Below are 13600 nucleotides of genomic sequence, written 5' to 3'. Positions count from 1 at the left end.
AAATGTGGCGCGTAGAATCGGTATCGCGGCACCTTTTGTGCGCGATCCTGGGCAATAAAGCCCCGCAAACACCGGAGAATCCCGTTTCGCACCCCACATTCAGGACACGATTGCATGGTCCCTTTGAGCATTCCGGATTTGGGGAAGTTTATCCGGACACTTAACGTCGCCTAAACGCCAGTCGGCTCAATTAGCTTGAATATTGCCGCTGGGCTCGTGGACATGACTTGGGGTCATGGGTGGATGGTCGGGGCCGCTCCGAAATTGAGAGCTGACATTCGTGCTGATCGGACGCTGTCCGGCGCGCGCAGTGGTGCGCGCCGGATCGCGCTGGTCTCAGCCTTGGTGCCGCTGTCGCTCACGCTGGTTCAATGCGGCAGGGCCCCCAACCCGGCGGCGCTCGCGGCGAACTCGCAGGCCAACGTCCAAATCGTCGCGAAGACCAATCCTCAGGTCGCAAGCAGCGACACGTTCGAGGATCGCTTCCCCGCCCCGCAATTCAAGGAGCGCTTCCCGTCGGCGAGCGAGAGTCTTCTGCAACGCCAGATGTCGGACTTCTCGCCCAAACGCGCCGTCCAGCAGCAGCCTCAGCCGGAGCAGGCGCCGTACAAGGTCGCCTCACTCGCACCGCAAATCCCCTACCAGCGTCCGGCACGTGAAGACCTGACGACGCTCGTCAGCATGAAATCGTCGGCCTTCCCCTATTTCGGCAACAACCCCGCCTCCGACGCGCCGTTCCTCAACATCTCCAAGGGCGATCGCCGCGGCCACCGCAGCTATTCCGGGCGCGTCTACTGGCAGGACGAGACTTACAGCGACAGCCGCGTGCTGATGCACGTGCCCGAGCATTTCGACGTGCGCAAGCCGGGCGTGATCGTGGTGTTCTTCCACGGCAACGGCGCAACGCTGGAGCGCGACGTGCGCGACCGCCAACTCGTACCGCAGCAGGTCACCGATTCCGGCGCCAACGCCATCCTGCTGGCGCCGCAGATGGCGGTCGATGCCGCCGATTCCAGCGCCGGCAAGTTCTGGCAGGCGGGCGGCCTCAAGCGCTTCATGGAAGAGTCGGCGGCCCATCTGGCCCGGCTCACCGGCGATCCCAACAACGCCCGCGCCTTCGCCAACATGCCGATCGTGATCGTCGGCTATAGCGGCGGCTTCCTGCCGACGGCCTGGAGCCTCGAGGTCGGCGGCATCAGCGACCGCGTCCGCGGCGTCGTCCTGCTCGATGCCGTCTACGGCGAAATGGACAAGTTCGCCTCCTGGATCGAGAGCCACCGCTCCGGCTTCTTCGTCAGCTCCTACACCCGCTACACCGCGCGGCGCGACCGCGAGCTGATGAGCATGTTGCGGCAAAAGGGCATCAGCGTCTCCGAGGACATGGACGGGCCACTCCGTCCCGGCAGCGTGGTGTTCGTCGAAACCGGCGACGGCATCACGCATCGTGATTATGTGACGCGCGCCTGGACCCGGGACCCGCTCAAGGACGTGCTGGTGAAGATGTCGGCGACGCCGTCGTTGGCGCTGACGCGCGTTGCGTCCACCAATCCAGCCGCATCGAGCCGCTAGCCGATATTGCGCGCGCCGGCATTTGGCCGCGCTGCCCGCAATTGCCGCAGGCTTTGATCAAAATGTGATGTTGATGGCCGACATCCCCGGGAGCCACCGGATTGCTTCCGCTGGCAACGATCATAATTTGCCGGCCAAGTTTTAGCTTGAATTCTGCGGGGACAGACGGTGCGTCAGGGACTGTATAAGGTCGACTTCCACACGGTTCATGGAACCGGCTGCGGCGTCGTCTATGTGACGGATGGCAAGATGCGCGGCGGCAATTCCGCCTTCGCTTTCATCGGGACCTACGTCGGGGAAGGCGACAGCATCAAGGTCAAGATTTCGACCCAGCGCTACAACGACGATCCGTCCTTCAAGCCTCTGTTCGGGCACGACAGGATCACGCTGACGCTGGCCGGCCGTGAGGACGGCGACACGGCGGAATTCGAAGGCACCGCGCTGCAAGTGCCGGGCGTTGCCTTCAGAGCCGTGCTGAGCCGGATCAGCGACTAGCCGTCCGGCTTCCAGGCTCTCGATCTTCAGGTCTTGATGTTCAGGTCTTGGGCAGCTTCGGAATGCTCTCGGCAAAGCCGTTGAAGCAGGCCAGCCGCTCGTCCTCTTCCTTGAAGAAGCGGCAATCGGCGTAGCCCTTGGCCTTCGCCGGCTTCGGCTTCGGCTGCGGCGCGATCACGGCGTCGTAGCAGTTGAGGCGGTCCTTGGTGCCGTCATCGAGGTCGAGGCAGGCCTGGAGCCGTGCCGCGATCGACTGCGGCTTGCCCTTCGGCGCCGCGGCCGGCTTGGCCGCGGCCTCTTTGGTCCCCTTGGGCGTGACCTGCACCAGCGGCTTGTCCCCCACCATGGGTGGCTTGTCGGTTTGTGCAAACGCGGAGGCTGAATAGAGCACCGCGGCAACCGCCAGAATCATCCTCATGTCAGTCAACTCTCTTTGGTCCCCATGCCTCGCCTTCTAGCGCTCCCGCGCGTGGTTTGCCAAGCACCTTGCGCATAGGAAAACGCACCCTTCAGGCCGTGGTGGCAGCAGCCGGCCGGGGTCGAGTCAGAACCACGAGGATTAGCGCCAGGACGACGAAGCCGACCGCGACGAAACCAAGCGGATGCAGCAGCTCGCGGGCGAACAGCAGCCCGCCGATGGCGGAGCCGACAGCCTGGCCGACATAGAGGACGGAGGTGTTGAGCGCGACGGTCGCCGATGCGAGCGGCGGCGCAGCCGCGACCAGCCGCACTTGCTGCATCGAATTGGTTGACGCAAAGCCGAGGCCCCAGATCGCGACCGCGAGCGCCATGAACACCAGGCTCCCCGCACCGAGCGCCCAGCCGGTGATGCCCGCAAACAGCAGGCAGGTGAACAGCAGCGACGTCCGATAAGGCCCCCAGGTGTCGACGATGCGGGTCGCGATGACGACGCCGAGGAAACCGCAAACGCCGTAGATGCCGAACACCATGCCGATTGCATCCGGGCTCGCCTCGGTCAGCTTCTTGAGCAGCGGACCCATGAAGGTGAACACCACGAACTGCCCGGACATTTGCAGCATCGTGATCGCAAGCAGCAGCAGGATCGTCCTGCTGCGGCCGACCGCGCTCCAGGTCTTCAGGTCCACCGGCGCGCCCTTCAAGCCCGCCGGCAGGCGCAGCAGCAACAACAGGAAGCTGATGCAGCCGAGCGCGCCGATCCCGTCATAGGCCGCGCGCCAGCCATAGCGGCTGGCGATGAAAGTGATCAGCGGGAGACCGACGGCCGCAGCTAACGACCAGCCGAGAAAGATGTAGGCGATGGTGCTGCCCCGCCGCTTCACCGGCACGATCAGCGCCGCCGTGCCCGCAGCCTGCGGCGTGTAGAGCGCGCCGACCGCCAGCATCAGCAGGCGAATGATGAGCAGGCCCGTGTAGTCAGGGGCAAATGCCGAGGCGAGATTGCCGAGGGCGAGCACCGCAAGCGTCGTCGCGAGCAGCGTCCTGCGGTCGATTCGGCTGGTGAGCCAAGCCGTCAGCGGCGAGCCGATGCACAGCGTGATCGCGCCGAAGGTAATCAGGAGCCCGGCCGCATGGATGCTGACGTCGAGCCCCGTTGCCAATTCCGGCAGCATGCCCGCCGGCGCCAGCACCGAGCAGCCGGTGACGAGATTGCCGAGCATCAGGGCGGTTGGCGTGAAACGGCCGGCCGCGGGCGGATTTTCCATGCAGGTGCATGTAGAGCAGGCCTGCGACCAGTTAAAGGGCGCGGTGCGAAATAGTTGGAGCATCGCCCAAGCTTTTGCGCGCGACTTTCTTGGAAATGCCGGATTGCACAGGCCGAATCGCCTGATATATCGCTCGTTCCCGCTTACCTGCGCTCGTTCGCAGGAGTGAGCCTCAGGAGAAAAGCATGACCGACCAGCCCAAATCCGAATCCGGCTTTCAATACAGCCTCAGCAATCTGAGACCCGTGACCCCGCCCGAAAAGATCACCCTCACCTTCCCCGACGGCGCCCGGCGCGAATACGCCAAGAGCATCACCGGCCTCGAGATCGCCAAGGGCATTTCGCCGTCGCTGGCCAAGCGCACGGTCGCGATGGCGCTCGACGGCGTGGTCGCCGATCTCGACGATCCCATCGAAGCCGATGCCAAGATCGAGCTGATCAACCGCGACGATCCGCGCGCGCTCGAGTTGATCCGCCACGACTGCGCCCACGTGCTCGCCGAAGCCGTGCAGACGCTGTGGCCGGGCACGCAGGTCACCATCGGCCCCGTGATCGAGAACGGCTTCTACTACGACTTCTTCCGCAACGAGCCGTTCACGCCGGAAGACTTTGCCGCGATCGAGAAGAAGATGCGCGAGATCATCGCGCGCGACAAACCCTTCACCAAGGAAGTCTGGGATCGCGAGAAGACCAAGCAGGTGTTCCGCGACAAGGGCGAGGCCTTCAAGGTCGAGCTGGTCGACGCCATTCCCGGCAACGAGCCGATCAAGATCTACTACCAGGGCGACTGGTTCGATCTCTGCCGCGGCCCGCACATGACCTCGACCGGCAAGGTCGGCAGCGCCTTCAAGCTGATGAAGGTGGCCGGCGCCTATTGGCGCGGCGACAGCAACAACCCGATGCTGACCCGCATCTACGGCACGGCGTTCGCGAAGCAGGAGGACCTCGACGCTTATCTGAAGCAGATCGAGGAAGCCGAAAAGCGCGACCATCGCAAGCTCGGGCGCGAGCTCGACCTCTTCCACTTCCAGGAAGAAGGTCCGGGCGTCGTGTTCTGGCACGCCAAGGGCTGGACCATCTTCCAGCAGCTGATCGCCTATATGCGCCGGCGTCTCGCCGGCGACTACAGCGAGGTCAATGCGCCGCAGATCCTCGACAAGTCCTTGTGGGAGACCTCGGGCCATTGGGGCTGGTATCGCGAGAACATGTTCGCAGCGCAGTCGGCCGGCGACGAGGCCGAGGACAAGCGCTGGTTTGCGCTGAAGCCGATGAACTGCCCCGGCCACGTGCAGATCTTCAAGCACGGCCTGAAGAGCTATCGCGACCTGCCGTTGCGCCTCGCCGAGTTCGGCGTGGTGCATCGCTATGAGCCCTCCGGCGCCATGCATGGCCTGATGCGCGTGCGCGGCTTCACCCAGGACGACGCGCACGTCTTCTGCATGGAAGACCAGCTCGCCGACGAGTGCCTCAAGATCAACGACCTGATCCTGTCGACCTATGCCGATTTCGGCTTCACCGGCGATCTCACGGTGAAGCTCTCGACCCGGCCCGAGAAGCGCGTCGGCACCGATGCGATGTGGGATCACGCCGAGCGCGTGATGGCGACGGTGCTGCGCGAGATCCAGTCGCAGAACAATCACATCAAGACCGAGATCAATCCGGGCGAAGGCGCCTTCTACGGGCCGAAGTTCGAATATGTGCTGCGCGACGCCATCGGCCGCGACTGGCAGTGCGGCACCACGCAAGTCGACTTCAACCTGCCGGAGCGGTTCGGTGCGTTCTACATCGACCATGACAGCGGCAAGAAGGCGCCGGTGATGGTGCACCGCGCGATCTGCGGCTCGATGGAGCGCTTCATCGGCATCCTGATCGAGCACTATGCCGGCAATTTCCCGCTCTGGCTGTCCCCGGTGCAGGTGGTGGTCACCACCATCACCTCGGAGGCCGACGAGTATGCCAAGCAAGTGCTGGAACAGGTCCGGCGCGCGGGGCTTCGGGCCGAGATCGATCTGCGCAACGAAAAGATCAACTACAAGGTCCGCGAGCACTCGCTGGCCAAGATTCCGGCACTGCTCGTGTGCGGCAAGAAGGAGGCCGAGACGCAGTCGGTCTCCGTCCGCCGGCTCGGCAGCGACGGCCAGAAGGTGATGACGACGGTGGAGGCGCTCGCCGCCCTCGTCGACGAGGCCACCCCACCGGACGTCCGGCGGGCGCGCGAGGCGGCTTGAGTCCTGAAATCGATCTAAACTCGCTTCCGGTTGCGGGCGTGCATGCTTATCTCGGCATGGCACGCCCGACGACCAGCCGAAGAGGACATCGCAGTGCCCGACGCCATCGAACTCCTGAAGACCCGTCGCTCGGTCAAGCCGCGCGAGATGACCGGGCCCGGCCCCTCCCCCGCCGAGCTCGAAACCATCCTCACCATCGGCGCGCGCGTGCCCGACCACGGCAAGCTCGCGCCCTGGCGCTTCATCATTTTCGAGGGTGACGCCCGCGAGCGGGCCGGCGAGGTCATCGCGACGGTCTTTGCCCGCAAGAATCCGGACGCACCGGCGGCGAACATCGAGACCGAGCGCAAACGCCTCACCGACGCGCCGCTGGTGATCGGTATCGTCAGCTTCACCAAGCCGCATCCGAAGGTGCCGGCGTTCGAGCAGGAATTGTCGGCCGGCGCCAGCGTCATGAACATTGTCACGGCCGCGACCGCGCTCGGCTACGGCGCCTGCTGGCTGACCGGCTGGTTCGCCTTCGATCGCGACGTGCTGGACGGCCTCGGCCTCAAGCCGGACGAAAAGCTCGCCGGCCTCGTCCATATCGGCACGCCGACCAAGCCAAGCGAAGACCGTCCGCGACCGTTCCTTTCGGAAATCGTGACGCGTTTTTAATCGATGTCTTGTTGACGCCTCCAACGTCTTGCGGCTTTGATCCCGGCGAGGGAGGAAGCCCGGATGAAGCGTCGTGAATTTCTGGTCGGGGCCGCGCTGCTGGCCAGCACGATGGGGCGCAGCCGCGCCGCCGACATCCCTGCCCCGTCGGCTGACGGGCTCGACCGCATCACCGCCTATTTTGACAACGAGGTGACGCTTGGCCGCCTGCCGGGCGCGGTGGTCCTGGTGCAGCAGCACGGCAAGCCGGTGTATCTGAAGAACTTCGGCGTGCGCGACACCAGGACCGGCCTCGCCATGACGCCGGATACGATCTTCGCCATCCACTCGATGACCAAGCCGATCACGTGTCTCGGCGCGATGATGCTGATCGACGAGGGCAGGCTCGCGCTCACCGACCCCGTGTCGAAATACGTCCCGCTGTTCGCCGACACCAAGGTGGGCGTGGAGCCGGAGGGCACCTCGAAGGTCGAACTCGAGCCGCCGATCCGCCCTGTCAACATCGAGGATCTGCTGCGGCAAACCTCGGGCATCAGCTACGACTATATCGGCGCCCCATGGGTGATGCAGGTTTACCAGGCCGCCAATATTTTCGAGGGGCCCTTCAACAACAGGCAATTCGCCGACCGCATCGCCAAGCTGCCGCTCACGCGCCAGCCCGGTACGCTGTGGCGCTACGGCCATTCCACCGACGTGCTCGGCGCCGTCATCGAGATCATCTCGGGCCAGACGCTGTATGAATTCCTCAAGCAGCGCATTCTCGATCCGCTCGGAATGAGCAGCACCAAATTCGTACTGAAAACGCCGGAGGAGCGCGCCCGGATGGCGCGGCCGCTGCCGAGCGATCCGGTCCTGCTCGCCGGCGAGCGCGACCGCCTCGACCATCCCGAATGGGAATCCGGCGGCGGCGGGCTGCTCTCGACCATCACCGACTATCAGCGCTTCTCCCAGATGCTGCTCAATGGCGGCGAGTTCGAGGGCAAGCGTTACCTCAGCCCCGCCGTGTTCAAGGCGATGACCACCGATCACGTCGGGCCCGGCTCCGGTGTGGGCCGCGACTATTTCTATTTTCCGGGCGATGGCTTTGGCTATGGCTACGGCATCGGTGTGCGCACCGATCCCGGCAATGCGAAGCCGCCGCCGGCCGGATCGATCGGCGAATTGAAATGGGACTCAGGCAGCGGCACCTATTTCGGCGTCGATCCCAAGCTCGACATGGTCTACCTCTTGATGCAGCAGACCCAGAACGAGCGCAGTCGCATCACGCCCGCCTTCAAGGAACTGGTCTACGGCTGCTATCCCGAAGGACTACGCCGCCCGTGAGGCGCGCTGGCCGAAATCGGCCAGCAGCTTTGCGATCTCGGCGGCGGGCCGCGCCGCGCTGAACAGAAACCCCTGCACCTCGTTGCAGCCTTCGGCGCGCAGCCAGTCGAGCTGATCCTCGGTCTCGACGCCTTCAGCCGTCGTGGTGATGTTGAGGCTGCGGCCAAGCCCCGAAATGGCGCGCACGATCGCGACGCAATCGGGCCGCTGCGCCAGATCCTTCACAAACGAACGGTCGATCTTGATCTTGTCGAACGGGAAGCTACGGAGATAGCTGAGGCTGGAATAGCCGGTGCCGAAATCATCCATGGAGATGCTGACGCCGAGTTCGCGCAATTGATGCAGGATCGCAAGATTGGCATCGGTCTCCGCCAGGAAGATCGACTCGGTGATCTCGAGCTCGAGCCGCTTCGGCGACAGGCCGGACTGCGCAAGCGCGGAAATCACGACCTGGACCAGGTTGCGGCTGCGGAATTGCGCGGGCGACAGATTGACCGCGACCTTGACGTCGACAGGCCATTTCACCGCCTCCGCGCAGGCTTCGCGCAGCACCCACTCGCCGAGCTGGGTGATGAGGCCGATGTCCTCGGCGACCGGAATGAATTCCGCCGGCGAGATCATGCCCTTGTCGGGATGACGCCAGCGCAACAGCGATTCGAAGCCGGAGATGCGGTCGGACGCGATCGACACCAGCGGCTGGTAATGCAGCTCGAACTCGCCATTGGCGAAGGCGCGGCGCAGATCGAGCTCCATGTCGCGGCGCTTCTGCGCCTGAAGGTCCATCTCGCGCTCGAAGAAATGGTGCACGCCGCCGCCATCGGACTTCGCCCGGTACAGCGCCATGTCGGCATTGCGCATCAGCTCCTCCGACGTCGTCCCGTCGCCGGGCGACAGCGCGATGCCGATGCTGGCGCCGATCACCATCTCCTGGCCGTCGAGATCATAGGGCGCCTTCAGCATGTCGATCAGCAAGGTCGCGCAGGCGCTGGCTTCGTTCGGCGAGACGTCGGCTGCCAGGAACACGGCGAACTCGTCGCCGCCAAGCCGGGCCGCGAGATTGCCGCCGCGGACCGCGGTGGTGAGGCGTTCGGCAACTTGCTTCAGCAGGCGATCCCCCACCGGATGCCCGAAGGAATCATTGATGTTCTTGAACAGGTCGAGATCGATATAGAGCACGCCGACCCGTTTTCCGCCGGCCTGGTCGAGCGCCTGCTTCAAGCACTGCTGGAAATGTTCGCGGTTCGGCAGATCGGTAAGCCCGTCATGGTGCGCCATGTGGGCGATCCGCGCCTCGGCCTTGCGCCGCTCCGTGATGTCGACCACCGCGACCAGATAGCCGTCGCGATCGTCGAAGGCGACGCGGCGGCCGAAAGTGAGCACCTCGATCTCGCTGCCATCGGCACACAAATGGCGCCAGTTGCGCGAGGAATGATAGGTGTCGCCGATGCGTTCGAGCGCCTCGGCGTGGCTGTCCCACTCGTCCTCGGGCCAGATCTCGTGCAGCTTCATCCGCAGGAAGGTGGCGCGGCTGTAGCCGTAGTGCTGGACCGCGGCATCGTTGACGCTGAGGAATTCCTTGGTCTGTGCCTCGAACACCCACATCGGCATCGGGTTGTTGTCGAACAGCAGGCGAAACGAGGCATCGCGCCGCTTCAACGCGGTGACGTCGGAGATCGTCAACGAGACCAGATCGGCGAAGGCGGTGGCGCTGAGCCGAAGGTAACGTCCGTCGTCCTCGATCTCGAGCTGCTCGCCGCGGCCGCCGGAGACGACCTTGAGCAGGAAGTCCATGATTTCGGGCGAGGCCAATAGCGTGTTCCCCTCGCCGATCCGCCGCCACAACAGGCCCGCGCTCGCGGCTTTCAGCAGCGCTCCGGCGCTCTTGTTGTGGTGCACGATCTGGAGATCGAACGGCTTGCCTGCGGCATCGCGTAGCGTCGCCAGCGAAACCACGGCGTCATCGGTCGACGAGAAGATCGCGTCCAAAAGATTGTATTGCGCACCGCGCTCGTTGACGTAGGCGCCAACCAGCGTGGCGCCCCAGCGCGAGGCGGTCGGCAGCGCCAGCACATCGTAGGTCCGGACCATGCCGTCGCGCACGCAATGGGCGCTTGCCTGGTGCGGCCGTCCGTTCTCGAGCGCGCTCGCTACAGCTTCCGACAGCGCCGTGGCGCAATCGGGCGAGAGCTCGGCGACCGGGATATCCCAGCGCTCCTCGCCGAGCCATTTCTGCACGTAACGCCCGCTGCGCGACAATTCGAGCGCGCCATCGTTCTTCAGCAGCGCGATGTGGTCGGCGAGCCGTCCGAGGCTCCCAAGCATCACGTCCTCATAGCGCGGCAGCCGTTCGCCCGGCTTCAACGCGGCACGCCATTTGCGTTGAAGCACCGGGATGTCGTCAAACATTTCGGCGGCCGGTTTTCCCGGCATCTTCTTCGCGGCAGTCATTGCAGTCCCCAACGCACTTTCCCTGGGGCATCCAATGCAGCCGCGCTTAATGCCGTGTAAAAAGGCCGCAGGTGCGGGTTCCATTCGGCGATTATGACAGTTTTAAGTCAGGTGTTGGTTAGTGCGCGTTAGAGACTATGACGGTTGCCTAAAATGCGATTCGTGCGCGTGAGAGTGAAGTTATGGCGCACAGCTGCTTCATCCTCGTCATTGCGAGCGCAGCGAAGCAGTCCGAACTGCCGCCGCGGAAAGATTCCGGATTGCTTCGCTGCGCTCGCAATGACGAAGTGTGCAGGAGCCGCGCCGGCCTCTCTCGTGTCCCGGACGCGACGCAGCGCGTAGCGGTGCGGCGCAGAGCCGGGACCCAGTAGGTGACACAACACACTGACGCATGGGCCCCGGCTCTGCAGCGCATCACTTCGTGCTGCGCTGCGTCCGGGGCACGAGAGCGTCGTTGAGTGACTGACATGGGCTCGCATCCTCGCGGCGCATTTCGCCCGAGCTTTGCCTGATCGCCTCACCCTCAAATGAAAGAGGGCGCAGGGAAGACCGGGAGCCGGCTGGCACCCGCGGTCCACTGTGCGAAATTGTGGTGAGAAATCTGCACAGCGGCATACAGGTGTAGCCAAGACATCCCGGCCTTCCCTGCGCAGTGGTTGGAACGGCGTATGTCGTGCTCTCCCCGGGGAGCGATGCACTATTGCCCCCGTCGCCTTGCGGATGGCTGATGCGCGTGTCCGGTTGGGCAACACGCACGACCACAAGACTTGGCGCACAGACCCCGGGCGCCAGGACGACACGATTTGGCCGTACGTGGATCACACCGGTCGTGCGTGCGACGTGCTTCGCTCACGGTTGCCCGCCCTGCGAAGCCCTTTGCACCAGTGTGGCCCACGTCCACCGCCGCCCGGCCCGCGTTCGTGACGATCGCGATACGCCCCTCTTCCTTGGGCCGAAGTGAGGCAACACATACGCCGTTTCCGAATTCTTATAAAGCGAATTATTTTCGTTGAAGGCGATTGACAGCGTTCTACCCTGAGTTCGGTGTTTTGCCCGTCGCGCAAAACTCGGTAAGCACGATCACCGACAGCGATCGGGCGCGAGAAACCTTCTTACACTGTCCAGAAATACCGACCAGGCCGGCTCGGTCCCCAGCAAGATATGATTGGGACTCTCGAGCGGAACGAATGTTGCGCCTTTAATCCGAGCAGCGAGTTCCTGCCCCTCCGTGAACTTTACGCTCGCGTCGGCACGAGCGTGCAACACCAGGGTCGGCGTTCGTACATCCTGCAGCAGATGCCGCACATCGATTTCGCCGAAGATATTCGTAAGCTTGAAGGCGTTCTGCGGCGACGTCGTAATCCGCTGCAGATCGTTGAACCACTGCGCCTGCTCGGCATTTGCTTCAGGAATGAAGAGGGACGTGAATATCTGGCGAAACACCGGACTTTCTTGCCCCCACCCCTCGAGGACCAGAGTTGTCAATGCCTCCCGGCGGGCCACGTTTGACGGGTCCTGATGGCGCCAACCCTTTGCGTATCCGCCGTAAAGAACGAGATGACTGACACGCTCCGGGTGCTTCACGGCGTAGGCTATCGAGATCGCGCAACCCTGAGAAATGCCAAGCAGGGGAAAACGTTCGAGCCCCGCCGCATCGACGACCGTCTCGAGATCACGCACGAAAGCGTCGAAGGAGATGTCGAAGACATCCCAGTCCGACAAGCCCGTACCGCGTTCGTCGTAGCGCAGGAACGTGTTGTCGCGGCTCAACGCCTCGATCCAGTGCTGCCAGACCGGGCTCGCAAAGTCGAATTCCAGATGATTGAGCCAATTGGCGGCTTTCACCAGCGGCGGCCCGGCGCCGACCGACGCATAGGCGATGCGCACCCCGTCGCGCGCGGTGCAGGTTCGAACGTTCTGCTTGAGCTGCCTCGGCGAAACCGTCGGCTCAGCGGCGGCCACATCCCCGGGCGGCACCCGATGCTGCGACCGATGTCGCAGGAGTTGCTGGTAGAGCGCCCTCGTCTCCTGATCCGGCTCGACGTTGAGCTCTTTGCGCAGGATCGCCTCGCAGCGCTTGTATTGCCGCAACGCCAACGCGGTCTGCCCCTGCTCGGAGTAGAGCCGCATCAAGGCGCAATCCACCTCTTCCTGCAACGGATCGATCGCCAACAAACGGAGCGCCAACGCGATCGCCTCCTCCCGTGCGCCGATAAGCTGTAATTCCTGCAGCAGCGTATGGAAGGCAGAGGTGGCGACGGCGCGCAACCGGGTCCGCTCGCCCAATAACCACTCGTCGAAAAGATCGGACCGCGCGTTCAGTCCCTCGAGAAAGGGGCCGCGATACAACTCCGCTGCACGTTTCAAATTGGCGATGGACGGATCGGATACCGCATCCTTGAATTCGACGACGTCGGTCGTGACGGCGCCGATATCGAAGCCAAGCAGGTCGTGATCGGCGGACAGCGGCAGCTCGGCGCAATCATGTCGCAGCATGCTGATGCATTGGCGCAAGCTTTGTCGCGCCGCGTCCTCGTGACTGTCGGGCCAGAGCAACGCCGCAAGCCGCTCACGAACATGGACGACCCCAGGGTTCATGGCCAGAAATGCCACGAGGGCCTGCGCCTTCTTGTTGCGCAAGGTGACCGGCCCGCCCCGGTCCATGGAAAACGAACCCAGCAAGGTCAACCGCGGCATTCCCACCCTCTCGGCATCAAATGGCGCAATTCTAGCAGCCTCGACCGCGTTTTTGACGGTTTTTTCACGCCTGCCCTGACGAGCCGCTCACCGCCGTCCTCTAGAAAGGAGACAACGCGCTACCCGGCGCACATTTGAAAAGGCACAAACACGTGACCCTGATTTCCCTATCCACATCAAGCCTCGCGGCGCCCTTCGGGCGCCGAGGCATTCCGCTGCTTCTCGCGAGGTTCCGGCGCCTGCTGAACGGTTGGATCGCCGCCGCCATTGCCCATCACGAGCGCCGGGCGGCGCTCGTCGCCCTGCGCCCGCTGGACGACCGGGCGTTGAAGGATGTGGGTCTCTATCGCGGCCCGTTCGATGACCTCATCGAACGCGCTGCACGGTCTCGATGGAGCCGCTTCCGGCAGGCGTGAGACGACCACATCAGTTCAATTCGATCCTCGCCAAAGACTAGGAGAAGATGATGTCTATCACGATTCAAAACGGGCCAGGTAC

At 63.9% G+C, this 13600-nt stretch carries 10 protein-coding genes; 6 read left to right on the top strand and 4 right to left on the bottom strand.

Going from position 1 to position 13600, the window contains the following annotated elements; translation table 11 throughout:
• Positions 1 to 243: 243 nt before the first annotated feature.
• Both ABIB99_RS06360 and ABIB99_RS06355 read left to right on the top strand, forming a co-directional pair.
• A complete protein-coding gene (locus tag ABIB99_RS06360) occupies positions 244 to 1569 on the top strand; it encodes an alpha/beta hydrolase (RefSeq protein ID WP_071912671.1) in 1326 nt (441 codons plus the stop codon).
• Positions 1570 to 1737: 168 nt separating this feature from the next.
• Entirely contained in the window at positions 1738 to 2064 is a 327-nt protein-coding gene (locus ABIB99_RS06355; protein WP_063982511.1) for a GrlR family regulatory protein, read from the top strand.
• A gap of 40 nt (positions 2065 to 2104) precedes the next feature.
• Here ABIB99_RS06355 and ABIB99_RS06350 read toward each other — a convergent pair whose 3' ends face one another.
• Positions 2105 to 2482 (bottom strand): hypothetical protein, encoded by a 378-nt coding sequence (locus tag ABIB99_RS06350; RefSeq protein WP_028150242.1) that lies wholly within the window; start codon positions 2480 to 2482, stop codon positions 2105 to 2107.
• A gap of 91 nt (positions 2483 to 2573) precedes the next feature.
• Entirely contained in the window at positions 2574 to 3749 is a 1176-nt protein-coding gene (locus ABIB99_RS06345) for an MFS transporter (protein ID WP_354175116.1), read from the bottom strand.
• A 185-nt stretch (positions 3750 to 3934) separates the two neighbouring features.
• Here ABIB99_RS06345 and thrS point away from each other — a divergent pair, with 185 nt between their 5' ends.
• From thrS to ABIB99_RS06330, 3 genes are all read left to right on the top strand, one after another.
• Entirely contained in the window at positions 3935 to 5977 is a 2043-nt protein-coding gene (thrS, locus tag ABIB99_RS06340) for a threonine--tRNA ligase (protein WP_354175115.1), read from the top strand.
• Between the two features lie 93 nt (positions 5978 to 6070).
• Positions 6071 to 6634 carry a nitroreductase family protein gene (locus ABIB99_RS06335; RefSeq protein WP_028154760.1) on the top strand — a complete coding sequence of 188 codons (564 nt, stop codon included), beginning with the start codon at positions 6071 to 6073 and terminating at the stop codon, positions 6632 to 6634.
• 63 nt (positions 6635 to 6697) lie between these two features.
• Complete coding sequence (locus tag ABIB99_RS06330; protein WP_354175113.1) at positions 6698 to 7957, top strand: serine hydrolase domain-containing protein; 1260 nt, start codon at positions 6698 to 6700, stop codon at positions 7955 to 7957.
• On the opposite strand, the gene ABIB99_RS06325 is transcribed toward ABIB99_RS06330, so the two are convergent.
• A complete protein-coding gene (locus ABIB99_RS06325; RefSeq protein WP_354175112.1) occupies positions 7943 to 10405 on the bottom strand; it encodes a putative bifunctional diguanylate cyclase/phosphodiesterase in 2463 nt (820 codons plus the stop codon). The genes ABIB99_RS06330 and ABIB99_RS06325 overlap by 15 nt on opposite strands.
• Before the next feature lie 1080 nt (positions 10406 to 11485).
• Complete coding sequence (locus ABIB99_RS06320; protein ID WP_354175111.1) at positions 11486 to 13102, bottom strand: bifunctional AfsR/SARP family transcriptional regulator/alpha/beta hydrolase; 1617 nt, start codon at positions 13100 to 13102, stop codon at positions 11486 to 11488.
• Between the two features lie 152 nt (positions 13103 to 13254).
• Here ABIB99_RS06320 and ABIB99_RS06315 point away from each other — a divergent pair, with 152 nt between their 5' ends.
• Positions 13255 to 13518, top strand: coding sequence for a DUF1127 domain-containing protein (locus tag ABIB99_RS06315; protein ID WP_063982505.1), 264 nt, complete (start codon positions 13255 to 13257; stop codon positions 13516 to 13518).
• Positions 13519 to 13600: the final 82 nt, after the last annotated feature.

This window comes from Bradyrhizobium sp. LA6.1, assembly GCF_040547805.1.
In the GTDB taxonomy this organism is placed as follows: domain Bacteria; phylum Pseudomonadota; class Alphaproteobacteria; order Rhizobiales; family Xanthobacteraceae; genus Bradyrhizobium; species Bradyrhizobium barranii.
The sequence above is the reverse complement of the archived record's forward strand: the minus strand, read 5'-3'. Positions and strand labels throughout refer to the sequence as shown.

Coding starts and splice junctions, on each gene's coding strand:
- ABIB99_RS06325 (WP_354175112.1), bottom strand. CDS start 10,405: ATGACTGCCGCGAAGAAGATGCCGGGAAAACCGGCCGCCGAAATGTTT.
- ABIB99_RS06360 (WP_071912671.1), top strand. CDS start 244: ATGGTCGGGGCCGCTCCGAAATTGAGAGCTGACATTCGTGCTGATCGG.
- ABIB99_RS06320 (WP_354175111.1), bottom strand. CDS start 13,102: ATGCCGCGGTTGACCTTGCTGGGTTCGTTTTCCATGGACCGGGGCGGG.
- thrS (WP_354175115.1), top strand. CDS start 3,935: ATGACCGACCAGCCCAAATCCGAATCCGGCTTTCAATACAGCCTCAGC.
- ABIB99_RS06330 (WP_354175113.1), top strand. CDS start 6,698: ATGAAGCGTCGTGAATTTCTGGTCGGGGCCGCGCTGCTGGCCAGCACG.
- ABIB99_RS06345 (WP_354175116.1), bottom strand. CDS start 3,749: ATGGAAAATCCGCCCGCGGCCGGCCGTTTCACGCCAACCGCCCTGATG.
- ABIB99_RS06350 (WP_028150242.1), bottom strand. CDS start 2,482: ATGAGGATGATTCTGGCGGTTGCCGCGGTGCTCTATTCAGCCTCCGCG.